General features: G+C 41.9%; 39 protein-coding genes. 34 read left to right on the forward strand and 5 right to left on the reverse strand.

The genetic code is table 11. The features are described from left to right. Positions 1–478: 478 nt before the first annotated feature. The 4 genes from ACJMMI_RS04615 to hflX all read right to left on the reverse strand — a co-directional run bounded on the left by ACJMMI_RS04615 (position 479) and on the right by hflX (position 3,301). A complete protein-coding gene (locus tag ACJMMI_RS04615) occupies positions 479–1,147 on the reverse strand; it encodes a UDP-N-acetylglucosamine pyrophosphorylase (RefSeq protein WP_405353975.1) in 669 nt (222 codons plus the stop codon). 31 nt (positions 1,148–1,178) lie between these two features. Then, on the reverse strand, positions 1,179–1,397 hold the full coding sequence (locus ACJMMI_RS04620) for a hypothetical protein (protein WP_405353977.1): 219 nt from the start codon (positions 1,395–1,397) through the stop codon (positions 1,179–1,181). Further along, positions 1,394–1,975: a phosphatase PAP2 family protein gene (locus ACJMMI_RS04625; RefSeq protein ID WP_405353978.1), complete on the reverse strand. Its 582-nt coding sequence runs from the start codon at positions 1,973–1,975 to the stop codon at positions 1,394–1,396. The genes ACJMMI_RS04620 and ACJMMI_RS04625 overlap by 4 nt, the downstream gene beginning before the upstream one ends. A gap of 75 nt (positions 1,976–2,050) precedes the next feature. Beyond that, positions 2,051–3,301 (reverse strand): GTPase HflX, encoded by a 1,251-nt coding sequence (hflX, locus tag ACJMMI_RS04630; RefSeq protein WP_405353980.1) that lies wholly within the window; start codon positions 3,299–3,301, stop codon positions 2,051–2,053. A gap of 153 nt (positions 3,302–3,454) precedes the next feature. Between hflX and ACJMMI_RS04635 the strand changes: the two genes are divergently transcribed. The 6 genes from ACJMMI_RS04635 to ACJMMI_RS04660 all read left to right on the forward strand — a co-directional run bounded on the left by ACJMMI_RS04635 (position 3,455) and on the right by ACJMMI_RS04660 (position 10,051). Beyond that, positions 3,455–4,918, forward strand: a complete 1,464-nt coding sequence (locus ACJMMI_RS04635; RefSeq protein ID WP_405353982.1) for an L-aspartate oxidase — start codon at positions 3,455–3,457, stop codon at positions 4,916–4,918. Next, positions 4,918–5,760, forward strand: a complete 843-nt coding sequence (gene nadC, locus ACJMMI_RS04640) for a carboxylating nicotinate-nucleotide diphosphorylase (protein WP_405353984.1) — start codon at positions 4,918–4,920, stop codon at positions 5,758–5,760. The genes ACJMMI_RS04635 and nadC overlap by 1 nt, the downstream gene beginning before the upstream one ends. A gap of 33 nt (positions 5,761–5,793) precedes the next feature. Next, positions 5,794–6,396 carry an energy-coupled thiamine transporter ThiT gene (gene thiT / locus ACJMMI_RS04645; protein WP_405353986.1) on the forward strand — a complete coding sequence of 201 codons (603 nt, stop codon included), beginning with the start codon at positions 5,794–5,796 and terminating at the stop codon, positions 6,394–6,396. Positions 6,397–6,518: 122 nt separating this feature from the next. Further along, positions 6,519–7,133 (forward strand): class I SAM-dependent methyltransferase, encoded by a 615-nt coding sequence (locus ACJMMI_RS04650; RefSeq protein ID WP_405353988.1) that lies wholly within the window; start codon positions 6,519–6,521, stop codon positions 7,131–7,133. 75 nt (positions 7,134–7,208) lie between these two features. Further along, the gene (locus ACJMMI_RS04655; protein WP_405353990.1) at positions 7,209–8,534 is read left to right on the forward strand and encodes an MATE family efflux transporter; all 1,326 of its coding nucleotides are present in this window, start codon (positions 7,209–7,211) and stop codon (positions 8,532–8,534) included. Positions 8,535–9,034: 500 nt separating this feature from the next. Beyond that, positions 9,035–10,051, forward strand: coding sequence for a CPBP family intramembrane glutamic endopeptidase (locus tag ACJMMI_RS04660; RefSeq protein ID WP_405353992.1), 1,017 nt, complete (start codon positions 9,035–9,037; stop codon positions 10,049–10,051). A gap of 925 nt (positions 10,052–10,976) precedes the next feature. On the opposite strand, the gene ACJMMI_RS04665 is transcribed toward ACJMMI_RS04660, so the two are convergent. After that, on the reverse strand, positions 10,977–11,492 hold the full coding sequence (locus ACJMMI_RS04665) for a cob(I)yrinic acid a,c-diamide adenosyltransferase (RefSeq protein WP_370767656.1): 516 nt from the start codon (positions 11,490–11,492) through the stop codon (positions 10,977–10,979). A 488-nt stretch (positions 11,493–11,980) separates the two neighbouring features. Here ACJMMI_RS04665 and rpsJ point away from each other — a divergent pair, with 488 nt between their 5' ends. From rpsJ to rpsM, 28 genes are all read left to right on the forward strand, one after another. Continuing rightward, entirely contained in the window at positions 11,981–12,292 is a 312-nt protein-coding gene (gene rpsJ / locus ACJMMI_RS04670; protein ID WP_022234099.1) for a 30S ribosomal protein S10, read from the forward strand. A gap of 75 nt (positions 12,293–12,367) precedes the next feature. Next, positions 12,368–13,000: a 50S ribosomal protein L3 gene (gene rplC, locus ACJMMI_RS04675; protein ID WP_405353995.1), complete on the forward strand. Its 633-nt coding sequence runs from the start codon at positions 12,368–12,370 to the stop codon at positions 12,998–13,000. 16 nt (positions 13,001–13,016) lie between these two features. Beyond that, positions 13,017–13,640, forward strand: a complete 624-nt coding sequence (rplD, locus tag ACJMMI_RS04680) for a 50S ribosomal protein L4 (RefSeq protein WP_405353997.1) — start codon at positions 13,017–13,019, stop codon at positions 13,638–13,640. Further along, the gene (rplW, locus tag ACJMMI_RS04685) at positions 13,637–13,930 is read left to right on the forward strand and encodes a 50S ribosomal protein L23 (RefSeq protein ID WP_405353999.1); all 294 of its coding nucleotides are present in this window, start codon (positions 13,637–13,639) and stop codon (positions 13,928–13,930) included. The genes rplD and rplW overlap by 4 nt, the downstream gene beginning before the upstream one ends. A gap of 78 nt (positions 13,931–14,008) precedes the next feature. Then, on the forward strand, positions 14,009–14,842 hold the full coding sequence (rplB, locus tag ACJMMI_RS04690) for a 50S ribosomal protein L2 (RefSeq protein WP_117705195.1): 834 nt from the start codon (positions 14,009–14,011) through the stop codon (positions 14,840–14,842). A gap of 22 nt (positions 14,843–14,864) precedes the next feature. After that, complete coding sequence (gene rpsS, locus ACJMMI_RS04695) at positions 14,865–15,137, forward strand: 30S ribosomal protein S19 (RefSeq protein ID WP_022234104.1); 273 nt, start codon at positions 14,865–14,867, stop codon at positions 15,135–15,137. 20 nt (positions 15,138–15,157) lie between these two features. Continuing rightward, the gene (gene rplV, locus ACJMMI_RS04700) at positions 15,158–15,496 is read left to right on the forward strand and encodes a 50S ribosomal protein L22 (RefSeq protein ID WP_117705194.1); all 339 of its coding nucleotides are present in this window, start codon (positions 15,158–15,160) and stop codon (positions 15,494–15,496) included. Between the two features lie 14 nt (positions 15,497–15,510). Beyond that, positions 15,511–16,182, forward strand: coding sequence for a 30S ribosomal protein S3 (gene rpsC / locus ACJMMI_RS04705; protein ID WP_405354002.1), 672 nt, complete (start codon positions 15,511–15,513; stop codon positions 16,180–16,182). Continuing rightward, positions 16,182–16,601: a 50S ribosomal protein L16 gene (rplP, locus tag ACJMMI_RS04710; protein WP_117705192.1), complete on the forward strand. Its 420-nt coding sequence runs from the start codon at positions 16,182–16,184 to the stop codon at positions 16,599–16,601. The genes rpsC and rplP overlap by 1 nt, the downstream gene beginning before the upstream one ends. Then, the gene (rpmC, locus tag ACJMMI_RS04715; protein ID WP_405354004.1) at positions 16,601–16,804 is read left to right on the forward strand and encodes a 50S ribosomal protein L29; all 204 of its coding nucleotides are present in this window, start codon (positions 16,601–16,603) and stop codon (positions 16,802–16,804) included. Before rplP ends, rpmC begins: the two co-directional genes overlap by 1 nt. A 17-nt stretch (positions 16,805–16,821) precedes the next feature. Beyond that, a complete protein-coding gene (gene rpsQ / locus ACJMMI_RS04720; protein WP_405354006.1) occupies positions 16,822–17,079 on the forward strand; it encodes a 30S ribosomal protein S17 in 258 nt (85 codons plus the stop codon). Positions 17,080–17,111: 32 nt separating this feature from the next. Then, positions 17,112–17,480, forward strand: a complete 369-nt coding sequence (gene rplN, locus ACJMMI_RS04725) for a 50S ribosomal protein L14 (RefSeq protein WP_022234109.1) — start codon at positions 17,112–17,114, stop codon at positions 17,478–17,480. Positions 17,481–17,496: 16 nt separating this feature from the next. Then, positions 17,497–17,814: a 50S ribosomal protein L24 gene (gene rplX, locus ACJMMI_RS04730; RefSeq protein WP_022234110.1), complete on the forward strand. Its 318-nt coding sequence runs from the start codon at positions 17,497–17,499 to the stop codon at positions 17,812–17,814. A 14-nt stretch (positions 17,815–17,828) separates the two neighbouring features. Further along, complete coding sequence (gene rplE, locus ACJMMI_RS04735) at positions 17,829–18,368, forward strand: 50S ribosomal protein L5 (protein WP_405354009.1); 540 nt, start codon at positions 17,829–17,831, stop codon at positions 18,366–18,368. 12 nt (positions 18,369–18,380) lie between these two features. Beyond that, the gene (locus ACJMMI_RS04740) at positions 18,381–18,566 is read left to right on the forward strand and encodes a type Z 30S ribosomal protein S14 (RefSeq protein WP_022234112.1); all 186 of its coding nucleotides are present in this window, start codon (positions 18,381–18,383) and stop codon (positions 18,564–18,566) included. Positions 18,567–18,587: 21 nt separating this feature from the next. Further along, positions 18,588–18,986 (forward strand): 30S ribosomal protein S8, encoded by a 399-nt coding sequence (gene rpsH, locus ACJMMI_RS04745; RefSeq protein WP_117705190.1) that lies wholly within the window; start codon positions 18,588–18,590, stop codon positions 18,984–18,986. 13 nt (positions 18,987–18,999) lie between these two features. Next, a complete protein-coding gene (gene rplF, locus ACJMMI_RS04750) occupies positions 19,000–19,542 on the forward strand; it encodes a 50S ribosomal protein L6 (protein WP_405354012.1) in 543 nt (180 codons plus the stop codon). A 17-nt stretch (positions 19,543–19,559) separates the two neighbouring features. Beyond that, positions 19,560–19,919 carry a 50S ribosomal protein L18 gene (gene rplR / locus ACJMMI_RS04755; RefSeq protein WP_405354014.1) on the forward strand — a complete coding sequence of 120 codons (360 nt, stop codon included), beginning with the start codon at positions 19,560–19,562 and terminating at the stop codon, positions 19,917–19,919. A 17-nt stretch (positions 19,920–19,936) separates the two neighbouring features. Continuing rightward, the gene (rpsE, locus tag ACJMMI_RS04760) at positions 19,937–20,434 is read left to right on the forward strand and encodes a 30S ribosomal protein S5 (protein WP_022234116.1); all 498 of its coding nucleotides are present in this window, start codon (positions 19,937–19,939) and stop codon (positions 20,432–20,434) included. Between the two features lie 17 nt (positions 20,435–20,451). After that, entirely contained in the window at positions 20,452–20,622 is a 171-nt protein-coding gene (gene rpmD / locus ACJMMI_RS04765; protein ID WP_022234117.1) for a 50S ribosomal protein L30, read from the forward strand. Positions 20,623–20,640: 18 nt separating this feature from the next. Then, positions 20,641–21,084, forward strand: a complete 444-nt coding sequence (gene rplO, locus ACJMMI_RS04770) for a 50S ribosomal protein L15 (RefSeq protein ID WP_405354016.1) — start codon at positions 20,641–20,643, stop codon at positions 21,082–21,084. Next, the gene (secY, locus tag ACJMMI_RS04775) at positions 21,085–22,389 is read left to right on the forward strand and encodes a preprotein translocase subunit SecY (RefSeq protein ID WP_405354018.1); all 1,305 of its coding nucleotides are present in this window, start codon (positions 21,085–21,087) and stop codon (positions 22,387–22,389) included. A gap of 36 nt (positions 22,390–22,425) precedes the next feature. Next, positions 22,426–23,058: an adenylate kinase gene (locus ACJMMI_RS04780; RefSeq protein WP_117705185.1), complete on the forward strand. Its 633-nt coding sequence runs from the start codon at positions 22,426–22,428 to the stop codon at positions 23,056–23,058. A 2-nt stretch (positions 23,059–23,060) separates the two neighbouring features. Continuing rightward, positions 23,061–23,813 carry a type I methionyl aminopeptidase gene (gene map, locus ACJMMI_RS04785; protein WP_405354020.1) on the forward strand — a complete coding sequence of 251 codons (753 nt, stop codon included), beginning with the start codon at positions 23,061–23,063 and terminating at the stop codon, positions 23,811–23,813. 9 nt (positions 23,814–23,822) lie between these two features. Then, on the forward strand, positions 23,823–24,062 hold the full coding sequence (locus ACJMMI_RS04790) for a KOW domain-containing RNA-binding protein (RefSeq protein ID WP_405354021.1): 240 nt from the start codon (positions 23,823–23,825) through the stop codon (positions 24,060–24,062). A 14-nt stretch (positions 24,063–24,076) separates the two neighbouring features. Further along, positions 24,077–24,295, forward strand: coding sequence for a translation initiation factor IF-1 (gene infA / locus ACJMMI_RS04795; RefSeq protein WP_022234123.1), 219 nt, complete (start codon positions 24,077–24,079; stop codon positions 24,293–24,295). 40 nt (positions 24,296–24,335) lie between these two features. Next, positions 24,336–24,449 (forward strand): 50S ribosomal protein L36, encoded by a 114-nt coding sequence (gene rpmJ, locus ACJMMI_RS04800; RefSeq protein ID WP_015523208.1) that lies wholly within the window; start codon positions 24,336–24,338, stop codon positions 24,447–24,449. A 69-nt stretch (positions 24,450–24,518) separates the two neighbouring features. Then, a complete protein-coding gene (rpsM, locus tag ACJMMI_RS04805) occupies positions 24,519–24,887 on the forward strand; it encodes a 30S ribosomal protein S13 (RefSeq protein WP_022234124.1) in 369 nt (122 codons plus the stop codon). Positions 24,888–24,899 lie beyond the last annotated feature (12 nt).

Raw genomic sequence — 24,899 nt, forward strand, 5'->3', positions numbered from 1 at the left:
TTTGATATTGCATATGATTTCTGCTATAAAATAAAATTTTGGTAAACGTTTTTCAATGGTTGTGGGTGTGGGAAAACCCCACAATACTTTAGATAACGCAAAGTTACGATAGCCAAACAGCAAGCTGTTTGGAGGCTTGAACGCAACAGCGTGAGTCTTTTAATTGCGATAGCAACAAGAAAAACCATTCATTATATAATGAAAAAATTAATTATTTCTTATTAAAATGCTGTCGCCTGTTTTGTCAAACCTTGCTTTAGCGCACAAACAGCGTTGCTGTTTGTGCCTGAAAATTTGCAATAAAAACAACTTTTCTTGGGCGTTGCCCAAACCCACGAGCCTTTAAAAAGGCTCGACCTAAATTTTATGTTAATTATACGAAGCTTTCCGCTAAACCATAATTTACCCCAATGTTTGATTAAGAACCTGAAGATATAAAATAAGCAGCCGACTTGCGACTGCTTAGATTAGCTCATTATCAGATTTTATCTGCGATTTCACCAAGACGCTTGTAAATGCTGTTTGCTTCTACATAACCTCTTACAAATGAAAGCGGATAGATGTTTGTGTTTCTGCCGATTACCGAACCCGGATTAAGTACGCTGTTACAGCCAACCTCAACATGGTCGCCGAGCATTGCACCAAACTTTTTAACACCGGTTTCTACCTTTTCATTGTCGCAGTTTACGGTAACAAGTGATTTGTCACTCTTGAGGTTAGAGGTAATTGTGCCTGCACCTGTGTGTGACTTGTAGCCTAAAATGCTGTCGCCAATGTAGTTGTAGTGAGGAACCTGTACGCCGTCAAAGAGAATAGAGTTTTTAAGCTCTGTTGAATTTCCGACTACCGCACCCTTGCCAACGATTGCACAACCTCTGATGAATGCACAATGTCTTACCTCTGCGTCCTCGCAGATGATGAGCGGACCGCCAAGGTGAGCAGACGGATAGATGGTTGCACTCTTTGCAACCCATACATTTTCGCCACGCTGTTCGTAAATCTCCGGGTCAAGAGTTTTGCCAAGCTCGATTATAAAATCTTTGATTTTCGGAAGTGCCTCCCAAGGATAGTCGAGTGTTTCAAGAAGTGGTTTTGCGATTGTTTTGTCGAGGTCATAAAGATTTTTTATGAGCATTTTTTCATTCATTATGTATTATTTCCTTTCGGTTTAAAATCAATTATGCTGCAAAAAACAGCCAGTATCCGTGAGAGTCTTTACCTGCAATAAATTTTACGCCGTCACTTGTGTATTCTGAGAAAACATAGTTCTTTTTGTCAAGCGGAGAAGTAACCGTAACGCAGTTGCCGGTACCGCACCATCTTTCGTTAAATACATTAATGCCCTTTATTACAAAATAATCCTTTGAGGTTTTGCCTAAATATCTGTGTGTAGTCATTTAACATCACCCTTTTTACGAATAATATTTTTGCCAAGGCGGTTATCCCAGCCAAGCTTTTTAAATATCAGACAGGTAATTATTGCAAGTACAATACCGAGCACAGCACCGCAGATTACATCTGTAGGGTAGTGGGCACAGTTGTAAAGCCTTGAAAAAGCAATCAGAAATGCCAGTAAACTGGCAGGGATTGCAAGCTTTTTGCTGCGGATAAAAATTACCGTTGCAGCGGCAAATGACGAGGTTGTGTGACCTGACGGAAAGCTGTATCCGGACGGCATCGGCCCATTTACAATAAGTTCGGGGTAGGTTACAAAAGGACGAGGTCGGCAGATTATATTCTTTATGCCAAATTCGCCGAGCAACAGTCCCAACACCATTGCACACAGCACCATAACTCCCGTTGCCCTTGTCTTTTTGAAAAAGCAAAGTGTAAGTCCGATTGCAATCCAAATTAAACCTTTGTCACCAAGAAAGCTCATTAATGCCATAAAGGTATCAAGGAACTCGCATTTTATGCCTTGTATTGCCTCAAGGACAGATGCGTCCCATGGGGTTATCATTTCAAATATAGACATATTTCCTCCGTAAAGTTATATGCCGTTTGCTTATATACATATTATAGCAAACGGCAATAAGATTTTCAATAATTATTAGTCAACAAGATATTTTTCTGCTTTATAATACAATTTTTCGTCAAGAATTGCCTCAACCTTAATTCCCTCGGCAACATAATCTTCACTTAAAAGAGTGGCATTCTTGCGGATTTCTGCCACAAGTCCTGCATCTGCAAACGGAATAAGCAGGGAAACCTTCTTTACCCTTACAGGCAGGTTATCGTCAATGGCTTTTAAAAGCTCGTCAATACCGGTGCCGTTTTTGGCACTTATTTTAACATATGAACCTATCTCTTGTGGAAAACTTTCCTCCTCCAGAAGGTCGCATTTGTTGAGTACGGTAATAATCGGGGTGTCGCCACAGCCGAGTGAGTTTAAAAGGTCGGTAGTAACCTGCATATGCACTCTTGATTCATCGCTTGACGCATCGCATACATTCAGAATAATGTCGGACAATGCCGCCTCCTCAAGCGTTGAGCGGAATGCTTCAACAAGGTGGTGCGGAAGTCTGCGTACAAGTCCTACTGTATCAATCATCATAACGGTAACACCGCTTGGAAGTTTAAGTGCTCTTGATGTAGGGTCAAGGGTTGCAAAAAGCTTATCCTGAGCAAGCACACCGGCATCTGTTAGGTAGTTCATAAGTGTTGACTTGCCTGCGTTTGTGTAGCCGACTATTGCACAGGTGATTACTCCGTCCTTTTCTCTGCGTTTTCTCAGCATTGATCGGTGCTGTTCCACATCGGCAAGCTCTGCCTTGAGGGTTTCCATTCTTCTGCTGATGTGACGGCGGTCGGTTTCAAGCTTTGTTTCACCCGGACCTCGTGTGCCGATACCACCGCCAAGTCGTGACATTGCCACACCCTTACCTGTAAGACGGGGCATAAGGTACTTTAGCTGTGCAAGTTCTACCTGCAGTTTGCCCTCCTTTGACCTTGCTCTGAGTGCGAATATATCAAGAATAAGCATGGTGCGGTCAATGGTGCGTGTGTCGGTTTCTGCCTCTATGTTTCGTATCTGAGTAGGGGAAAGCTCGCAGTCAAACACAAGCAGGTCAATTTCCTGCTGCTTACAGATGTCTGCAATTTCCTGCAGCTTGCCTGTGCCTACATATGTGCCGGTTTCCGGTCGCTTTAAATTCTGTGTGACTGTAAATAAAGGCTCTGCTCCCGCACTTTTAACAAGTTCTTTGAGTTCGGCAAGGGAAGCCTCTGCGTCATAATCGCCTGTGTCAACGCTGACAAGCACAGCCTGTGTGATTTTTTCTTCGTTACTGATCATTTCCATAGTTTCACCGTTTTTGTCAGAAAATAAAAGATTTTGTTTACATATTATTTACTATTCCTTTAATAAGTAGTATAATATATTGGTATAAATTTGTAAACAACATTTTTACTATAATTATTTGCAAATTAAATTTATATAATCGGGGTTTTACAAATGGACAAAAAATTTGATGTAATAATTGTCGGTACAGGTGCCGCCGGACTTTATGCGGCACTCAATCTGCCTGAGGATATTAACGCTTTGCTCGTTTCTAAAAAGGAGCTTACACTTTCCAATTCCTCGTTGGCACAGGGTGGTGTGGCGGCTGTGCTTGATACTGTTCACGACAGCTACAAGCTTCACATTACCGATACACTTATTGCCGGTAAATACAAAAATACTCTTGACGCAGTTGAAAAGCTTGTTACAGAAGGCCCGTCAGATGTACTCAACATCAAGGAAATGGGCGTTGACTTTGACTTAAACGAGGACGGCACAATGTGCAAAACTCTTGAGGCAGGTCACAGCAGACACAGAATTGTACATCACAAGGACTCAACAGGCAAGGCTATTGTTGACGCACTTATTGAAGTGGTTAAGACACGTAAGAACATTACAATTCTTGACAACTGCCTTGTTTATGCGATTGACAAGGTGCTTAACGGCTTTTATGTAAGCGTTGTTAAAGACGGCGAAAGCAAAACCTACGGCTGTAACTTCTGCTTACTTGCTACAGGCGGTATCGGCAGAGTTTATAAATACACCACAAATTCGGCTATTGCTACAGGTGACGGCATTGCCTTTGCATATATGATGGGTGCAAAAATCAAGCACCTTTCACGAGTTCAGTTCCACCCGACCGCTTTTGCGGCTGAAAAGGACAGAGAAAGATTCTTGATTAGTGAGGCTGTTCGTGGTGAGGGTGCTGTACTTCTCAACTGCGAGGGCAGAAGATTTGCATCAGACTATGACAGCAGGGGCGAGCTTGCTCCACGAGATGTAGTGTCTAATGCGGTTATAAGAGAGTCAATTAAGACACACAGCGAAAAGTTCTACCTCGATATTACACACAAGCCGGCTGAATTTGTAAAGAACAGATTCCCGATGATTTACGAACGCTGTCTTGAAGAGGGCGTGGACATTACCGTAGATAAAATTCCTGTATTCCCTTGCCAGCATTACCTTATGGGCGGTATTGATGTTGACACCAATTCTGAAACCTCGATTGAGGGACTTTTTGCGGCGGGTGAATGTTCACACACAGGTGTGCATGGTGCAAACCGCCTTGCAAGCAACTCTTTGCTTGAGGCTCTTGTGTTCTCAAGAACAGCGGCAAATGTAATTACCGAAAGGCTCAGAAAGGAACGCAAGCCACTTGGCAGACAGCCACTTCAGAGGTCGATTGAGGGCAAGGCATTGCCACACGGCTATCGTTCACAGATAAGAGAAATTTTACAGGATACATATTTTGTACTTCCAAAGCCTGAAAAGTCAGAGGAAAGCTATAGCAAGGTAGAGCAGATTCTCTCTGACCTTGTGTCAGACGATTTTGCAATTACACCTGACTATGTAGAGGCAAGAAGTATTGCGATCGTTGCAAGCATCATTCTTGAAGAATTTAAGGAGGGCATTAAATAATGCTAATCAACAGTATTTATGCAGACAACATTATAAAAACAGCGTTGCTTGAGGATATTAACTACCTTGATACCACAACAGATTATTTAATTGACGAGGAGCAGGAGGATAGTGCAAAATTCCTTGCAAAGAGTGACGGTGTGCTTTGCGGTATTGAAATTGCACTTAGAGTTTTTGAGATTTTACAGCCGATAGGCTTTGAGGCTAAGGTTTATAAGAAAGACGGCGATGAGCTTAAAAAAGGCGATATTATCGCAGAAATTCACGGTAAAACCCGTACAATTCTTAAAGGCGAGCGTACTGCATTGAATCTTATTCAGCATATGAGCGGTATTGCCACAGCAACTCACAACGCAGTTGAAATTGTTAAGGGCACAAACGCATCTATTGCCGATACAAGAAAAACTCTTCCGGGACTTCGTGCATTGCAGAAATACGCTGTTACAGTCGGCGGCGGAAGAAATCACCGCTACAACCTTTCAGACGCTGCTATGCTAAAGGATAACCACATTGACGCAGGCGGCGGCATTGCAAATGCTGTTGCAAAGCTTAAAACAAAGCTCGGTCATATGACAAAGATTGAGCTTGAGGTAAGAAATCTTGATGAGTTAAGACAGGCTCTTGAGGCTGATGTAGATGTAATTATGCTTGACAATATGAGTCCTGGCCTTATGAAAGAGGCTGTTGAGATTACAAACGGCAAGGCTTTGATTGAGGCAAGCGGCGGTATTACAGATGAAACACTCAGAGAGATTGCGGAAACCGGTGTTGACATCATTTCAATGGGTGCTCTTACTCACTCTGTAAAGGCATTTGACATTTCACTTAAAATTGCGAAATAAGTTATACATTATATAGAAAGAAAATGAGAACGAATGAAGAAAAGTGGAACAAATAAAAGCGGTATAAATAAAAATGTGCTTATGCTGTGCGAGTGTGCGGTTATGGTTGCAATCGCAACGGTGCTGAGCCTTATTAAAATTGAATTTCCATATGGCGGAAGCATTACAATTTGCAGTATGTTGCCAATATTGATTATCGGCTATCGTTACAAGCCTTTGGTGGGCTGCCTTACAGGCATTGTTTACGGACTTATCCAGATGCTTTTCGGTATGTCTAACTTTGCATATGCTACCTCTTGGCAGGCAACGCTGATGATTCTTTTTTTTGACTATCTTATTGCCTTTGGTGTAATCGGACTTGGCGGAGTGTTCAGAGGAATTAAAAATCAGGCTGTGGGTCTTGCACTCGGAGCATTGCTTGCAAGCGTATTAAGATTCTCCTGTCACTTTTTAAGCGGTATTACTGTATGGGCAGGCTTTGCGGAGGATATGCCTGTTTGGCTGTATTCTCTCACATACAACGGCCTTTATATGCTTCCTGAGTTTGGTATCCTGATTGCAGGTGCTATAGTATTGGGACTTTTGGTTGATTTCAGAAGTGAAAAGCTCGGAGCAGTAAAAAGAACAAAGAAATAAATTTAAACATTAAGGCGATAATTTTAATAATTGAAATTATGTTTCGGTAAATAAAATATGAATTTGTATCGGGGATTGAAAACAATGACATATTAAACGAAATATGAGAGGAAGTTATTAGTATGAGCTTTTTTCAGAATACTTGTAAGCCAAATGGATTTGGTGGAAAATTAATGGTTAAATTTATGAATAATGGACATCGTCAGTTGGCAAGCTGGGGATTTTCAAATCTTTCCGTAAAAGATAATCTGAACATTTTGGATGCCGGCTGTGGCGGAGGAGCAAACATAGCTGAATGGCTTGAAAAAAGCAAAAACAGTTATGTAACAGGTCTTGATTATTCTCAAGTAAGTGTTGATGAGGCGAAAAAAGTAAACGAAACCGCAATTAAACAAAAAAGATGCAAGGTACTGCAGGGGAATGTTGCAGAAATGCCTTTTCCTGATTCTTCTTTTGATTGTGTATCTGCCTTTGAAACAATTTATTTTTGGCCTGGTTTAAACATATGCTTTAAGGAAGTAAATCGTGTTATAAAAACTAACGGAATATTTATGATATGCAATGAATGTGACGGTAAAAATGAGAAAGATGAAAAATGGACTAAAGTGGTTGACGGTATGAACATTTATAATGAAAAGCAAATTCGTGACGCTTTGGAAAAATCAGGCTTTTCTGATATAGAAAGTCATTATAATAACGAGAAACATTGGTTGTGTATTTTAGCAAAGAAAAAATAATTTTAAGCATAGGCCTTCCTCTTTTGAGGGAGGCTTGTTTAAAATTGACTTTACATTGAATCGAGGCAATTATTTATGTTTTCCAATAAAGATTTACGAAATATGATTATTCCGCTGTTTATCGAACAATTCCTTTTGATGTTCGTGGGTATTGCGGATACATTTGTAGTCAGCTTTTCAAGCGAGGCAGATGTTTCGGGTGTTTCCTTGGTTACATCGTTTAATACGGTTTTGATTTTCTTGTTTACCGCTCTATCATCAGGTGGTGCGGTAATAATCAGCCAGTATATTGGATGCGATAATAAAAATGCGGCTTCTCGTTCTTCAAGTCAGCTGTTGATGATTTCAACTGTTATTTCTGTAGCGATGACAATTTTTATTGTTCTGTTCCGCACGGCAATTCTCCGTCTTTTATTTGGCAACATAGAAGATGATGTAATGCAGGCTTGTGAAACATATCTTTTGCTTACAACTTTTTCGTTGCCTGCACTTGCAATTTATGACGCCGGAGCAGCTTTGTGCAGAAGTATAGGAAAAACCAATGTAACTATGTATATTTCGGTTTTGTCAAACATCATAAATGTTGTAGGTAATTGTGTTGGTGTATTCTGTTTGCACCTCGGAGTTGCCGGTGTGGCATATCCGTCACTTATTTCTCGAATTTTGTCTGCTGCAGCGGTTACGGTGTTCTGCTTTAGTGCTAAAAATGCTGTACGCTATAAAATATCAGATATTTTTTGTTGGGATGGAAAACTTCTAAAAAAGATTGTGGGTATTGCCTTGCCAAACGGTGTTGAGAATGGTGTTCATCAGCTTGTAAAAGTTGCACTTTCAAGTATGGTTGCCTTGTTTGGCACATATCAGATTGCGGCAAACGGTGTAGCTCAGAGTATATGGTCACTTGCGGCAATTATGGGACTTGCAATGGCACCTGTATATACAACTGTAATAGGACAATGTATGGGTGCAAGAGATATAGATGCAGCCAACTTTTATTTTAAGAAATTGAATAAGATTACATTTGTACTTTCTGTTTTGTGGAATGCTCTGATTTTTGCTATTACACCGCTGATTGTTCGTTATTCGGCAATTTCGCCGGAGGCAAAAGATCTGGTAATATGGCTTGTACTTATAAACAATATATTTAATGGACTGGCTTATCCTTTTGCAGGCTCTCTCGGAAACGGACTCAGAGCCGCCGGTGATGTAAAGTTTACTATGATAGTTTCAATCACGCTTACTATTGTTGCACGACTTCTGTTTTCGGCTTTGTTCGGTTTATGGCTTGGCTGGGGTGTTATCGGCGTTGCCATAGGAATGAGCATAGACCTTGTGTTCCGTGGCGTGATTTTGGTTTGGCGATATAAGTCGCAAAAATGGACGCAGTTTCAGTTAATTTGATTGCATATTAGGGATGTTTCCTTTTAAATAAAAGTATTAATGAATGTTATAGTGAAGATATGATTTTTGTGGTTTTGCATGTAAATGACACCTTAGGGCGAAAATCGACAAGAAATCTGGAAAATAAATAAATGCGTGGTGAATTGTGATGGACGAAGATGTAAAGAAATACTTAGAAAAATATCCGTTGTCTGTTAAGGAGATGTTCGCAAGTATCAGAGAATTGATTTTTGACAGCGTGGATTGCAAAGCATAAGAAACGCTGTGGGCAAAACTGCCAAGCTATTATGTAGGAGAAGCGTTTGTAAGGCTTATACCCTTCAAAGACCACATAAATATTGAGGCAAAAGCGGTAGTATCACACAAAGACAAACTTGCAGGCTATAAAATCACGCCAAAGGGAATGCTGCAGATATTTTTAAAACAGGAAATTCCGACAGACATCTTAAAAAGCATATTTAAAGAAACATTAGAATGAATTTAATTGAAAGGATAACCAAATGAACAACAAACTTATTAATCGAGAGATACGCACGCTGTCAAATTACAGCTCACTGCCGCTTTTGTGCTTTGTAATTTTGTCGCAGATAAGCTCGTACTTTGTGTATTTTATATTTTCCTTACTGAAGGGTACAAGTCTTGCCGATGACAAAGGCTTTCAGTCGCTTGTTGCGTATTGTGTTATTTACCTTATTGTAATGCCGCTTATTCTGTTGATTTTCTCGGAATTGCGTGGCAAAAGGGTGGGGCTTTCGCTCAAAACCTGTTTTGTAAAACCTGCCAAACCGATTGGCTGGGTGTTTAAGTACATTATAATTGCGGTAGGATTAACATATCTGATTGCATTTTCATCATCAATTATAAGTGAAATACTGAGTAATTTCGGGATTGACCTGAACACAACGGATATTACCTTTGGCAGTTCACCGTTTGGTGTGTTGGCAACAATAGTTTCTCTTTCGCTGTTTGCACCGTTTTTTGAGGAATTGTTATTTAGGGGAAGTATTTACAGAAACAATGAGCCAATGGGACAATGGTTTGCAATTTTTGTGTCGGGACTTGCTTTCGGACTTTGGCACACCAACTGTGTGCAGACAGTTTATGCCACCGGTATGGGAATGATTGCCTGTGCTTTGTATGCAAAGACACGCTCGGTGATTCCGTCAATGATTGTGCATTTCATTATTAACAGTGTAGCAGCGGTTCAACAGCTTTTTTCTTACGGACTAAATACCGATTTGGTTGCAGATGGTGACGCAGAGTATATTTCTCAGCATTTTATTCAAATCGGAACTTTGGGCTTAACAAATATGTTTGTGTTCGGTGTAATTATTGCCGCCATAGTTCTTACTATTATGGAGCTTGTAAAACACCGTTGCCGTTTTCCTTTAAATAAGGGCAGATATAATATGTCAACAGGCAAAAAGCTTGGAGTGTATTTTTCTGCACCGATAACTATAATTACTTATGTAGTGCTTATTTTTGAAACTGTGGTAAATGCGGTTTTCGGCGGATAAAATCAGTGGTGACATCTCGTGAATGTCACCACTTTTACTTTATATATCTGTATGATTACTTGTAAACTCTCGTATGACAGAACAATAATCTTTTAAAGTGCGGTAATTGTAAAGAAAAATTGTACCGGTGAAAGGCTGATATAAGGCTCAGCAGGAGGAGTGTATGCTGCTTGTGAAAATCTTTGTATCAGGGGAAGAAGTGACAGTTAATATAACTGTTCTGAACAAAGCCCGACTGAGTATTTTTATATGGCAAAAAGCACCTTTATGATTATTCCGCTGTGGTCTTGGCTTACAAGCGATTGCTTTAATATTCCTCGCTATTGGCTTTCGGATATTTAAAGTTTCTTTGCTTTTCGGGACTTTACTTGTCCCTTGGTATATAGTATGATTGAGTGTGTAAAATGTTACATTATATTATATAAAGAGATTCTGCTTAAAATGTATGGGCAACATTGAAAGTTTATTGTTTGCTAACGCAAAAATTTTAACAATAATAAAATTTAGGTCGAGCCTTTTTAAAGGCTCGTGGGTTTGGGCAACGCCCAAGAAAAGTAGTGATTATTGAAATTGTTTATTAATAAAGAATAATGATTTTTTTGGTGCTATCGCAATTATAAGGCTTTCGCCGTTGTGCTCAATCCGCCAAACAGCAAGCTGTTTGGCTATCAGAATTTTCCGTAAATCGAAAGTATTTGTGGGCTTTGCCCACCCCCACAACCTTTGAAAAAAGGTTGACCAAACTTTTTTGTTCGAGCAGAAAACATAGGAAAAATTCAAAGCCTTTAATTCCCGACCGTTACTAAGCTATTGTCGGGAACAATAAGAATATTATTTTGAAAACTATCTTCTCGTAATAAAAAACATAATTACCCCAACTATTGAAAAAGAACTTATAAAGGAAAAGAACAGCCGTAGCTGTCCTTTAAAATTCAATGCCTATTCTTCCTGTGATGCCCCTGTCATATGGGTGCTTTATCTTTTTAAATTCGGTAATGTAATCCGCACAATCCATAAATTTCTGCGGTGGGTTATGTCCTGTCATTACAATTTCCATACTTGACGGTGCATTGGTAATAAATTCATAAACCTCGCTTTCGGAGAGCATATGAGCGTTTATTGCCTCAAACACCTCATCAAGCACTACCATATCGTATTTTTCTGTGAGAGCGGTTGTTACCGCACTGTCAAAAATACCTTTGAATATCTTGGCTGCCTGTGCTTTTTCTTTATCGTCCATTTCAAATGTGAATTTAAGCTCAAGCGGACAGAATGTAAGGGTTACATTCTCGGTATGGCTTAAAATATGCCTTTCACCTGAAAATTCAGTTTTTAAAAACTGCACAAACAGTACTTTCATCTTACTGCCTGCTGCTCTTACTGCAAGACCTATAGCGGCGGTGGTTTTACCCTTGCCGTCACCGTAATAAATATGTTTCACAAATAATCAACTCCAAAACTCTATATGCTATAATTATATATGTTTAGGGTTGATTTGACAATAATGTCAAATTGCACAAAAAATTATTTTATTTTTTTAAAAACTTCTATAACACTATATTTGCTAAAAGCTTGCAAAACAGGGGAACATATTGTATAATAATGCTTGCGTGACTGCAATATAGATATGCGATGAAGCGGGAGGTTGCGACTGAAATAAGTCGGTTTTTCCGTGGAGTATGTCCGATTTTAAACCGGGCGATTTACAATGAAACACTGAACATACTTTGGCATAGGGGTTGCTGTGTCTATAGCTATGCTCAAAAAGCTTTCAGAACGTCCCGGTTAACTGAATAGTTAAACGGGTTTTTTAATGCAGGGTGGTGAAACACCCGGCTGTGTTATTAAAAAAAGTTCTAAAGCGAACGCCCGCCAACTAACGAAGAGTCGGCAAAACGGCTCGGCAAAATTTTTAAGGAGGCGACGATAATGGCAGTCAAAGAAAAGATTAGAATAAGATTAAAGGGTTACGATCATCAGCTCGTTGATCAGTCAGCTGAGAGAATCGTTGCAACAGCAAAGCGTACAGGTGCAAGAGTTTCTGGTCCTGTGCCACTTCCAACAGAGAAGCAGGTTGTTACAATTCTTCGTGCTGTTCATAAGTATAAGGACAGCCGTGAGCAGTTTGAGATGAGAACTCACAAGCGTCTTATCGACATCTTAAGACCGTCAAACAAGACAGTCGAAGCTCTTATGAGCTTAGAGCTCCCTGCCGGCGTTGATATCGAGATTAAATTATAATCCGTACCAACCTACAAGCAGACAGGGTCAAGTTGGTGAAAACCAACCAATAACCTAACAAGGAGGATACATTTTATGCAGAAAGCAATCATCGGTAAGAAAATCGGTATGACACAGATTTTCGATGAAAAGGGAGTGTTCGTTCCCGTTACTGTTATCGAAGCAGGCCCATGTGTGGTTACAGCTAAGAAAACAGTTGAAAACGACGGCTACGCATCAGTTCAGCTCGGTTATGGCGATATGAAACCACACAAGGTTACAAAGCCAATGAAGGGCTTCTTTGACAAGAACGGTGTAGCACCAAAGAAAACTCTTAAAGAATTCCGTTTTGCTGACACAGACGCTTACAATGTAGGTGATCTCGTAAAGGCAGACGTATTCACCCCTGGTGACAAGATTGATGTTACCGGCAAGAGCAAAGGTAAGGGTACAGCAGGCGTTATTAAGCGTTGGAACTTCCAGCGCCTTAAGGAAACTCATGGTACAGGTCCTTGTGTTCGTCACGGTGGCTCAATCGGTGCTTGTTCATCTCCATCAAGAGTATGGAAAGGCAAGAGAATGGCCGGTCATCTTGGTGCTGAGCAGGTAACAGTACAGAACCTCACAGTAGTTAAGGTTGATGTTGAAAACAACCTTATCGCTATTAAGGGTGCTGTTCCAGGCCCAAACAAGGGAATCGTAGTAATTAAAGATTCCGTAAAGGCTTAAGGAAGGGGGATTATAAATGCCTAATTTTGCAGTTGTAGATATGGAAGGCAAGCAGGTTGGTTCTATCGACCTTAGCGAGTCCGTATTCGGTATTGAACCAAACGCAGCAGTTATGCATCAGATGGTTGTAAACTATCTTGCAAACCAGCGTCACGGCACACAGTCTGCTCTTACAAGAGCTGAAGTTTCAGGTGGCGGCAGAAAGCCATGGAGACAGAAGGGCACAGGCCGTGCAAGACAGGGTTCAACTCGTTCACCACAGTGGACACACGGTGGTATCGTATTTGCTCCAAAGCCAAGAAGCTACAGATTTACTGTAAACAAGAAAGTAAGAAGACTTGCTATGAAGTCAGCTTTCTCAGCTAAGGCTATGGATAAGGAAATCATCATTGTTGATTCAATCGCAATGACAGAGTACAAAACAAAGAAGATCGCTGCTATGCTTCAGGCAATCGGTGCAGAGAAGAAAGCTCTCATCGTTCTTCCAGAGAATAACAGCATGATCGTTAAGTCAGCATCTAACATTCCGGGTGTTAAGACTGCACAGGTAAACACACTTAATGTTTACGATATTCTTAATGCAGGCACACTCGTAATCGCTAAGGATGCTGTAAGCAAGATTGAGGAGGTATATGCATGATAGCTCAGGATATCGTAATTCGTCCGATTATTACAGAGAAGAGTATGTCAGGTGTAGTAAACAAGGTATATACCTTTGAAGTTGCTAAATCGGCTAATAAAATTGAAATCGCAAAAGCTTGCGAAGAGCTTTTCAAGGTTGAGGTTGCTAAGGTTAACACAGTAAGCGTTCGTGGTAAATTCCGCCGTCAGGGCAGAAACAACGGCGGTTACACAAAGAGCTGGAAGAAAGCAATCGTAACACTTAAGGAAAACAGCAAGCCTATCGAATTTTTTGAAGGCATGATGTAAGCCTGAAAATTCATTCAGGCAGAATGTATGGGAAAGAGCCATTTTCCCGCAAAGCCATCATGAGGAGAGTGAAACCAAATGGCAATTAAAGTATTTAAGCCGACCATTAACTCTAGAAGAAATATGTCGGTAACAGATTATTCTGTTCTTTCAAAGGTTGCACCTGAAAAGAGCTTACTCGCTCCTTTAAACAAAAAGTCAGGTCGTAACAGCTACGGCAGAATCACTGTTCGTCACAGAGGCGGCGGTAACCGTAGAAAGTATCGTATCATCGACTTCAAGCGTCAGAAATTTGATGTAGAAGGCACAGTTAAGACACTTGAGTATGATCCAAACCGTTCAGCATTCATCGCTCTTATTGAGTACACTGACGGTGATAAGGCTTACATTATTGCTCCAGAAGGACTTAAGGTAGGCGACAAGGTAACAGCAGGTGAGAACGCAGATATTAAGCCGGGTAACGCATTACCACTTACTGCTATTCCTGTTGGTACATTCATTCATAATGTTGAGCTTTACCCAGGCAGAGGTGCTCAGCTTGCTCGTTCAGCAGGTAATATGGCACAGCTCATGGCTAAGGAAAACGGTCTTGCACTTTTAAGACTTCCTTCAGGCGAGCTCAGAAATGTTCCGGAAAGCTGCATGGCTACAATCGGCCAGGTAGGTAACGTTGATCACGAGAATGTAAAGATCGGTAAAGCCGGTCGTAAGAGAAACATGGGTTGGAGACCTACAGTTCGTGGTTCTGTAATGAACCCTAATGACCATCCACACGGTGGTGGTGAAGGTAAATCTCCGGTTGGTCGTCCAGGACCTGTTACTCCTTGGGGTAAGCCAGCACTCGGTTACAAGACTCGTAAGAACAACAAGAGCAGCGACAAGCTTATCGTTCGTAGAAGAAACGGTAAGTAAGGCAGAGAAAGGAGCTTAAATTATGAGTAGAAGTACTAAAAAGGGCCCTTTTGTTCAGCCTGTATTGCTTAAAAGGGTTCAGGAGATGAACGAAAAAGGCGAAAAGAGAATTCTTAAGACTTGGTCAAGAAGCTCAACAATTTTCCCTGAGTTCGTTGGTCACACATTCGCAGTTCACGACGGTCGTAAGCATGTTCCAGTATATGTTACAGAAGATATGGTTGGTCACAAGCTCGGTGAGTTTGCTCCTACCAGAACATTTAAGGGACACGCAGGATCTAAGACATCTAAGTAAGCGGAAGGAGAGTATTGCAGATGGAAGCTAAAGCAATTGCAAAATTTGTTCGTATCTCACCCCGCAAGGTAGGCGTTGTTCTTGACCTTATCAGAGGTAAAGACGCTAAATATGCGGAAGCTGTTCTCAAGCACACTCCTAAGGCCGCTAGCGAGCCACTTTTAAAGTTGCTCCATTCAGCTATGGCTAACGCTGAGAATAATCACGATATGGATGTATCAAGACTGTATGTTGCTGAATGCAACGCAACAGCAGGCCCCATCCTTAAAAGAATTCGTCCAAGAGCACAGGGCAGAGCGTTCAGAATTAACAAGAGAACATCTCACATTAGCCTTGTCCTCAAGGAAAAAGAAGACTAAGGGGAGGTTTAAATATGGGTCAGAAAGTTAATCCACACGGTTTGCGTGTAGGTGTAATTAAAGATTGGGATTCCCGTTGGTTTGCAGACAAGAAGAACTTTGGTGCAACACTCGTTGAGGATTATAACCTCCGTAAAACACTCAAGGCTCAGCTCTACAACTTCGGTATCGCAAAGATTGAAATTGAGCGTGACGGCAAAAAGGTTAAGATCAGCATTCACTGTGCTAAGCCAGGCCTTGTTATTGGCAAGGGCGGTGCTGAGATTGAGAAACTCAAGGCTCAGTGCGAGGCTATGCTTAAGAAGCCGGTTGCTATCAATATTGTAGAAGTTAAAGCTCCTGAGCTTGACGCTCAGCTTGTTGCTGAGAATGTTGCTCAGCAGCTCGAAAAGAGAATTTCATTCCGTCGTGCTATGAAGCAGTCAATCGGCAACGCAATGCGTCGTGGTGCGAAGGGTATTAAGATTATGTGTTCAGGCCGTCTTGGCGGTGCTGAAATCGCTCGTTCAGAGCAGTACCACGAGGGTACTATTCCGCTTCAGACACTTCGTGCTGACATCGACTATGGCTTTGCTGAGGCTAACACTACTTATGGTAAGGTTGGCGTTAAGGTATGGCTCTACAAAGGCGAGGTTTTAAACGAAGTTAAGTCAAGAAAGCCACGCAGAGAAGGAGGCAGAAAGTAATGTTATTACCAAAGAGAGTTAAGTACAGAAGAGTACACAGAGGTCGTATGACAGGTAAGGCTCTTCGTGGTAACAAGGTTACTTACGGTGAGTTCGGTCTTCAGGCTACAGAGCCTGCATGGATCACTTCAAACCAGATCGAGGCTGCCCGTGTTGCTATGACTCGTTACTGCAAAAGATTCGGTAAAGTTTGGATCAAAATTTTCCCTGACAAGCCAGTTACTGCAAAGCCTGCAGAAACTCGAATGGGTTCAGGTAAAGGCTCACCTGAGTATTGGGTAGCCGTTGTTAAGCCAGGCAGAGTTATGTTTGAGCTTGGCGGTGTAGATGAAGCTACTGCAAGAGAGGCTCTTCGCCTTGCTGCAAATAAGCTTCCAATCAAGTGCAAGTTTGTAAAGAAAGAGGAGGGTGAGCAGTAATGAAAGCATCAGAAATTAGAGAAATGTCTGTAGAAGAGCTCGAGTTAAAGCTCGCAGACCTCAAGGAAGAGTTATTTAACCTTCGTTTCCAGCTTGCTGTTAATCAGCTCGAAAACTCATCCAGAATTGGTGCCGTTAAGAAAGACATCGCAAGAGTTTCTACAATTCTTCGTATGCGTGAGTTAAACGGTACTGAGGCTTAAGAGAGGAGGACTTAACAGTGAGTGAGAGAAATATGAGAAAAGTTGTTGTCGGTAAGGTTGTAAGCGACAAGATGGACAAGACTATTGTTGTTGCAGTCGAAGACAGCGTAAAGCATAAGCTTTATAACAAAATTGTTAAGCGTACAGTTCGCTTCAAGGCACACGATGAGAACAACGAGTGCGGCGTAGGCGACCGTGTAAAGATTATGGAGACCCGTCCTCTTTCTAAGGATAAAAGATGGAGACTCGTCGAGATTATTGAGAAAGCAAAATAAGTTGCGGCTTTTGAGAAAAGGAGGAATACACTGTGATTCAACAGCAGACACTTCTCAAGGTTGCCGATAATACAGGTGCAAAAGAACTTATGTGCATTCGTGTACTCGGCGGTACCAGAAGAAGATATGCCAACATTGGCGATGTAATCGTTGCTTCAGTTAAAAAAGCAGCACCCGGCGGTGTTGTTAAAAAAGGCGACGTTGTTAAGGCTGTCGTAGTTCGTTCTGCAAAGGGCGTAAGACGTGAGGACGGTACTTATATCCGTTTTGACGAGAATGCAGCTGTTATTATTAAGGAAGATAAGAACCCTAAGGGTACTCGTATCTTCGGACCAGTAGCAAGAGAGCTCCGTGATAAGGATTATATGAAGATCTTATCACTCGCTCCTGAAGTACTTTAATTGGAGGTGTCACAATATGAGTAAAGTTCATGTAAAAACAGGCGACACCGTTATCGTTATCAGCGGTAAGGATAAGGGCAAGCAGGGTCAGGTTCTTGCTGTCAGCCCAAAAGAAGGCAAGGTTATTGTCGAGAAGGTAAACATGGTTTCTAAGCATGTTAAGCCTAGAAAGATGGGCGAGCAGGGTGGCATCGTTAAGGCTGAAGGTGCTATGTACGCATCAAAGGTTCAGATCGTTTGCCCTCGTTGCAAGAAGCAGACAAGAGTTGCTCACAAGATTTACGAAGACGGTTCTAAGGGCCGTGTTTGTGCTAAATGTGGCGAAGCACTTTAAGGAGGATATAAGATATGGCAAGACTTAAAGAATACTATTCAAAAGAAGTTGCACCTGCTCTTATGAACAAGTTCTCCTATAAGAGCACAATGCAGATTCCAAAGCTTGACAAGATTGTTATCAATGTTGGTGCAGGCGAGGCTAAAGAAAATTCAAAGGTTATCGACGCTATTTCTAAGGACCTTGGTATTATCACAGGTCAGAAGGCACTTGTTTGCCGTGCTAGAAAGTCAGTTGCTAACTTTAAGCTCAGAGAGGGTATGCCAATCGGCTGTAAGGTAACACTTAGAGGCGAGAGAATGTATGAGTTCCTTGACAGACTTTTCAATGTAGCACTTCCACGAGTAAGAGACTTCAGAGGTATTAACCCTAACTCTTTCGACGGTAGAGGCAACTACAACATGGGTCTTAAAGAGCAGCTCATTTTCCCTGAAATTGAGTATGATAAGGTTGACAAAGTTCGTGGTATGGACATTTGCTTCGTTACCACTGCAACTACAGACGAAGAAGCTCGTGAGCTCTTAACACTCATGGGTGCACCGTTTTCAAAGTAAGGAGGGATTGTTGTGGCTAAGACTTCAATGAAAGTTAAGCAGCAGAGAGAGCAGAAGTTCTCTACAAGAGAATACACAAGATGTAACATCTGTGGTAGACCACACGCCTACCTCCGTAAGTTTGGTATTTGCCGTATTTGCTTCCGTGAGCTCGCTTACAAGGGCGAAATTCCGGGCGTAAAGAAAGCAAGCTGGTAAGGACAAGGGAGGTAACATCTAATGCAGATTACAGATACAATTGCTGATTTACTTACAAGAATCCGTAACGCTAACTCAGCTAAGCACGATACTGTAGAAATTCCTTCTTCAAACCTTAAGAAGTCAATCTGTCAGATTCTTCTTGACGAGGGTTACATCAAGAATTTCACAGTAATAGAAGATGGTAAGCAGGGCGTTATTAAGGTTACTCTTAAATACGTTGACGGCAAGACTCCTGTTATTACAGGTCTTCGCCGTGTATCTAAGCCTGGCTTACGCATTTACAGCAATGTAGAAGATATGCCAAAGGTTATGAAGGGCCTCGGTATCGCTATCATTTCAACATCAAAGGGCGTTATGACAGACCGTCAGGCTCGTGCTGAACATGTTGGCGGCGAAGTTCTTGCTTACATTTGGTAAGGAGGTACGATAAATGTCTCGAATTGGAAGAAAACCTATAAATATTCCCGCCGGTGTTACAGCTTCAATTGCTGACGGCGTTATCACTGTAAAGGGACCAAAGGGTTCACTTGATTTCAAGTACAACCCTGCTATGACAGTAGAAGTTAAGGGCGATGTAATCGAGGTTACTCGTCCTGACGACGCAAAAGAGAACCGTTCACTTCACGGCCTTACAAGAACACTTATCCACAACATGGTAATCGGTGTTACTGAGGGCTACAAGAAGACTCTTGAGGTAAACGGCGTTGGTTACCGTGTTCAGAAGCAGGGTAACAAGTGCGTTATGAACCTTGGTTATTCACACCAGGTTATCGTTGAGGATACAGACGACATCAAGATTGAAGTTCCTGATCCAAACAAAATCATAATCACAGGCATTGACAAGCAAAAGGTTGGTCAGTTTGCTGCCGAGGTTAGAGAAAAGCGTCCACCGGAGCCATATAAGGGCAAGGGTATTAAGTACGATTATGAAGTTATCCGCCGCAAGGAAGGTAAAGCAGGTAAGGGTAAATAATTAAGGAGTGAATGACAATGGTAAGCAGACCTGAAACAAAAAAGGCACGCATTAAGCGTCATAAGAGAATCCGCAGCAAGGTTAGCGGTACTGCTCAGTGCCCACGTTTATGTGTATTCCGCTCCACAAACAACATCTACGCTCAGATTATTGACGACGTAGCTGGTGTTACACTTGCTCAGGCTTCAAGCCTTGACAAGAGCATTGAAGGCAATGGCGGAAACAAAGAGGCAGCTAAGGCAGTAGGCAAGCTTATTGCACAGCGTGCAGCTGAGAAGAACATCGTTGATGTCGTATTCGACAGAGGCGGTAACATTTATCACGGCCGTGTTAAGGAATTGGCCGAAGGCGCTCGTGAGGGCGGTCTCAATTTCTAAGGATAGGAGGAATAACTTTGGCTAAAACAGTAGAAGTAACAGGCGAATTAAAAGAAAGAGTAGTTACTATCAACCGTGTATCAAAAACGGTTAAAGGCGGTCGTATTTTCAAGTTTGCAGCTCTCGTAGTTGTAGGCGACGGCAACGGCGTAGTAGGCTTTGGTATCGGCAAGGCTGGTGAGGTTCCTGATGCTATCCGTAAGGGCATTGAGGATGCAAAGAAAAACCTTATGAAGGTTTCACTTAGAGGTACAACAATCCCTCATGAAATCGTTGGTGAATTTGGTGCAGGCAGAGTTCTTATGAAGCCTGCAGCTCCTGGTACCGGTGTTATCGCAGGCGGCCCGGTTCGTGCCGTTATCGAGGCAGTAGGTATTAAGGATATCAGAACAAAGGCTCTTCGTTCAAACAACCCATGCAATGTTGTAAGAGCAACACTTGCTGGTCTTGCAGCTCTTAGAACTGCTGAGGAAGTTGCCGCTGTCCGTGGTAAATCCGTTAAGGAAATCGTATAACAGGGAGGTTGTAAACTATGACAATTAAGTTAGTAAAGAGCCTCATCGGCTGTACAAAACCACAGATTGCAACCGCCCAGGCTTTAGGTCTGAAGAAGATTGGCGATGTAACAACTCAGCCAGACAACGCTCAGACTAAAGGTAAGGTAGCAAAAATTTCTCACCTCGTAGAGGTTATCGAAGCATAAGCAAGGAGGTGCGTACTTATGAAGTTACATGAACTTTCACCAGTTGAGGGCTCAAAGAAGGACTCAAAGAGAATTGGTAGAGGTCACGGTTCAGGCTGGGGCAAAACTGCCGGCAAGGGACACAAGGGTCAGAAGGCTCGTTCAGGCGGCGGCGTTCGTCCGGGTTTTGAAGGCGGCCAGATGCCACTTCAGCGTAGAGTTCCTAAGAGAGGCTTTAACAACATCTTCGCTAAGAATGTTGTAGCTGTTAACCTCAGCACTTTAAACAGAAAGTTTGAAGACGGTGCTACAGTTGACACTGAGGCTCTTGTAAACGCAGGCGTTCTTAAGAACGGCTTTGACGCTGTAAAGGTTCTCGGCAACGGTAAAATTGATAAAAAGCTTACAGTAAAGGTATCTGCTTTCTCCGAATCTGCTAAAGCAGCCATTGAGGCGGCAGGCGGAAAGGCAGAGGTGGTTTAATTGTTAAAAACAATTAGAAATGCCTGGTCAATACCTGACCTTCGTAAGAAGCTTTTATTTACACTTATGATTATCATCGTATTCAGAATCGGTTCAGTTATTCCTGTTCCGTTTCTGGATATGAGTGCTCTCGCTACTGCCATGAACGGTATGAGCGAGGGCAATACAATGCTTGCATATCTTAATACATTGTCCGGTGGTGCTTTTGCAAATGCTACACTTTTTGCAATGGGCGTTACACCGTACATCAACAGCTCAATTATTATGCAGCTCCTTACTGTTGCGATTCCTCCTCTTGAGAGAATGGCAAAAGAGGGAGAGGCAGGCAGAAGAAAGATTGGTACAATCACTCGTTATGTAACAGTTGGTCTTGGTCTTATTCAGGGCGGTGCTTATTGGTACTATCTCCATGCATCAGGCGTTACTGTTTACAGAGAGGGTTTCTCACTTGTTTTCTCTGCTATTGTAATTATTCTTGTATTCACAGCCGGCACAGCACTTATGATGTGGCTTGGTGAGCAGATCAACTCAAATGGTATCGGAAACGGTATTTCAATCCTCCTTTTCGCAGGTATCGTTGCTCAGCTTCCTTACACATTAAGCATGCTCGGTAACTACTGGAGTCTTGCAGGCGAGGGTTCAACTCAGTTCTACTTCCTCGTTCCTCTTTGGATTATCATCTTTGTTGCTATTGTATGGATTATCACATTTATGCAGGACAGCGAAAGAAGAATTCCTATCCAGTATGCAAAGAGAGTTGTTGGCAGAAAGATGTATGGCGGTCAGTCAAGCCACCTTCCAATCAAGGTTGCACTTGGCGGCGTACTTCCAATCATCTTTGCAAGTTCAATTCTTTCTATCCCAGGCACACTTAACCTTTTCTTAAAGATTAAAGACGGTTTCTGGGGAGCTTTCTTCAATGCATTTGATACAAGCGGTTGGCTTTACAATGTATTGTACTTTATCTTAATTATAATGTTCGGTTATTTCTATACTACAATTCAGTACAATCCGATTGAAATGGCAAATAACCTTAAGTCTAATAACGGTACAATTCCTGGTATTCGTCCGGGTGCACCAACAGCCGACTACATAAGAAATATTCTTTCAAGAATCACTCTTATCGGTACTCTCTTCCTTGCAGTAATCGCTCTTGTTCCAAGCATTTACGGTTCTGTAACAGGTATGGGCAGAATGGCTATCGGTGGTACTTCTATCATCATTCTCGTAGGTGTTGCACTTGAAACAGTTAAGCAGCTCGAGTCACAGATGATGATGAGACATTATAAAGGTTTTCTTGACTAATTTCTTGACAAATTGAGAATTAAGGAGTATAATAAAATGAACATTATTATGTTAGGTGCTCCGGGTGCAGGTAAAGGCACACAGGCTGCTGTACTTTGTGAGCATTTTGGAATTCCCACAATTTCAACCGGAAATATGATTCGAGAAGCGCTGAAAAACGGCACTGAGATGGGTTTAAAGGCTAAGTCCTTTATGGACGAAGGCAAGCTCGTTCCTGACGAGGTTGTTATCGGCATCGTAAAGGAAAGACTTTCACAGGATGATTGCTCTAAGGGCTTTATCCTTGACGGTTTCCCAAGAACTATTCCTCAGGCTGAGGCTCTGGACAAGATGGGCGTTGAAATTCAGTATGTTATCAACATTGATGTTGCTGACGAAAGAATTATCAAGCGTATGTCCGGACGCCGTGTATGTGAAAATTGTGGCAAACCTTACCACCTCACAAACCTTCCACCAAAGGTTGAGGGCGTTTGCGACGATTGTAACGGCACCCTTGTTCAGCGTAAGGACGACCACCCAGATACTGTACTTGCTCGTCTTGCTGTATATCACAAAGAGACTGAGCCTCTCGCAGCTTATTACGAGAAGCAGGGCAAGCTCATCAATGTTGAGGGTAAAGATGATGTAGTTTCTACTACAAAGCTTATCTTAGAAGCAATCGAGGCTTAAGTATGGTTATTGTAAAAACAGCACGGGAACTTTCTAAAATGAAAGATGCATGCAGAATATCAGCGGAGGCACTCCGTGTTGCAGGTGAGGCTGTAAAGCCCGGTATCACCACTTACGAAATTGATACTATAGTTCGCAAATATATCGAGAAACAGGGTGCTACACCCTCGTTTCTCGGTTATGGCGGTTTTCCTGCAAGTGCTTGCATTTCCGTAAATAATGTGGTTATCCATGGCATACCAAGTAAAAAACAGATTCTTAAAGAGGGCGACATTGTAAGCGTTGATGTCGGTGCATTTTACGAAGGCTTTCACGGCGATAATGCCTATACCTTTGCCTGCGGTAAAATCAGCGACGAAGCTCAGCGTTTGCTTGACGCTACTAAAGAAGGCCTTTTTGAGGGAATTAAAATGGCTGTTCCCGGAAATCGTGTAGGCGATATCGGTAACGCTGTTCAGAAGTATGTCGAAGCTCGCAGTTACTCGGTGGTACGAGATTTTGTCGGCCACGGCGTAGGTGCGAAATTACACGAAGACCCAAGTATCCCCAATTACGGCACACCGGGCAGAGGAGTAAGACTCTTGCCGGGTATGACAATCGCTATTGAACCTATGGTAAATCAGGGCACTTATGAAGTGCGTGTTCTTGATGATGAGTGGACTACCGTTACGGTTGACGGCAAGCTCGCTGCTCATTTTGAGCATACAGTAGCAATCACTCCTGACGGACCTAAGATTATGACTCTTTGTGATTAAAGGTGATTTATGAACATACAAAAGGGTAGCATAGTCATGGCAAAGTCAGGGCGTGACAAAGGAAGATTTTTTTTAGTACTCTCGGTAGAGGGTCATTTTGCGTTTATAGCAGACGGTAAAACCCGTAAGCTTGAAAATCCCAAAAAGAAAAATTTTCTCCATCTTGCGGCTACAACTGTAGTTTATACAGGTTCAGCAGAAACCAATCCGCAGATAAAACGAATTTTAAGTGATTTAAAAAACGACTAACGGAGGTTTATGATATGTCCAAACAGGATGTAATTGAAATCGAGGGTATTGTAAGGGAGGCTCTCCCTAACGCACAGTTTAAGGTTGAGCTGCCTAACGGTCACGTGATCTTAGCTGTTATTTCAGGTAAATTGCGTATGAATTTTATCCGCATTTTGCCGGGCGACAAGGTAACGGTGGAAATGTCACCGTATGACCTGACAAGAGGAAGAATTACCTGGCGTTCTAAATAAGCCGGGGCAATACGACTTTTTAGAAAGGAATGATTAACTAATGAAAGTCAGACCTTCAGTAAAGAAAATGTGCGATAAGTGCAAAGTAATCAAAAGAAAAGGTAAGATTTTAGTTATTTGCGAAAACCCTAAGCACAAACAGCGTCAGGGTTAATTACCTTAACAAACATTAAAACACAAACTACTAATTTAATTTATTGATTTTTAATGGAGGTGCAACTGAATGGCTCGTATAGCAGGTGTTGACTTACCAAGAGATAAAAGAGTTGAAATCGGTTTAACTTATATCTACGGTATCGGCCGTAAAACTGCAGGCGACATTATTGCTGCAACAGGTGTAAATCCTGACACTCGTGTTAGAGATTTAACAGAAGAAGATGTATCAAAGCTCAGAGAATATATTGAGCATCATTGTCGTGTTGAAGGTGACCTTCGCCGTGACATAGCTTATGATATTAAAAGACTTATCGATATTGGTTGTTACCGTGGCGTTCGTCACAGAAAAGGCCTTCCAGTAAGAGGTCAGCGTTCTAAGACTAACGCTCGTACCCGTAAGGGCCCACGCAAGACCATGGCTAACAAGAAGAAGTAAGGAGGGCAATGG

The sequence above is a fragment of the Ruminococcus sp. genome (assembly GCF_045129435.1).
In the GTDB taxonomy this organism is placed as follows: Bacteria; Bacillota; Clostridia; order Oscillospirales; family Acutalibacteraceae; genus Ruminococcoides.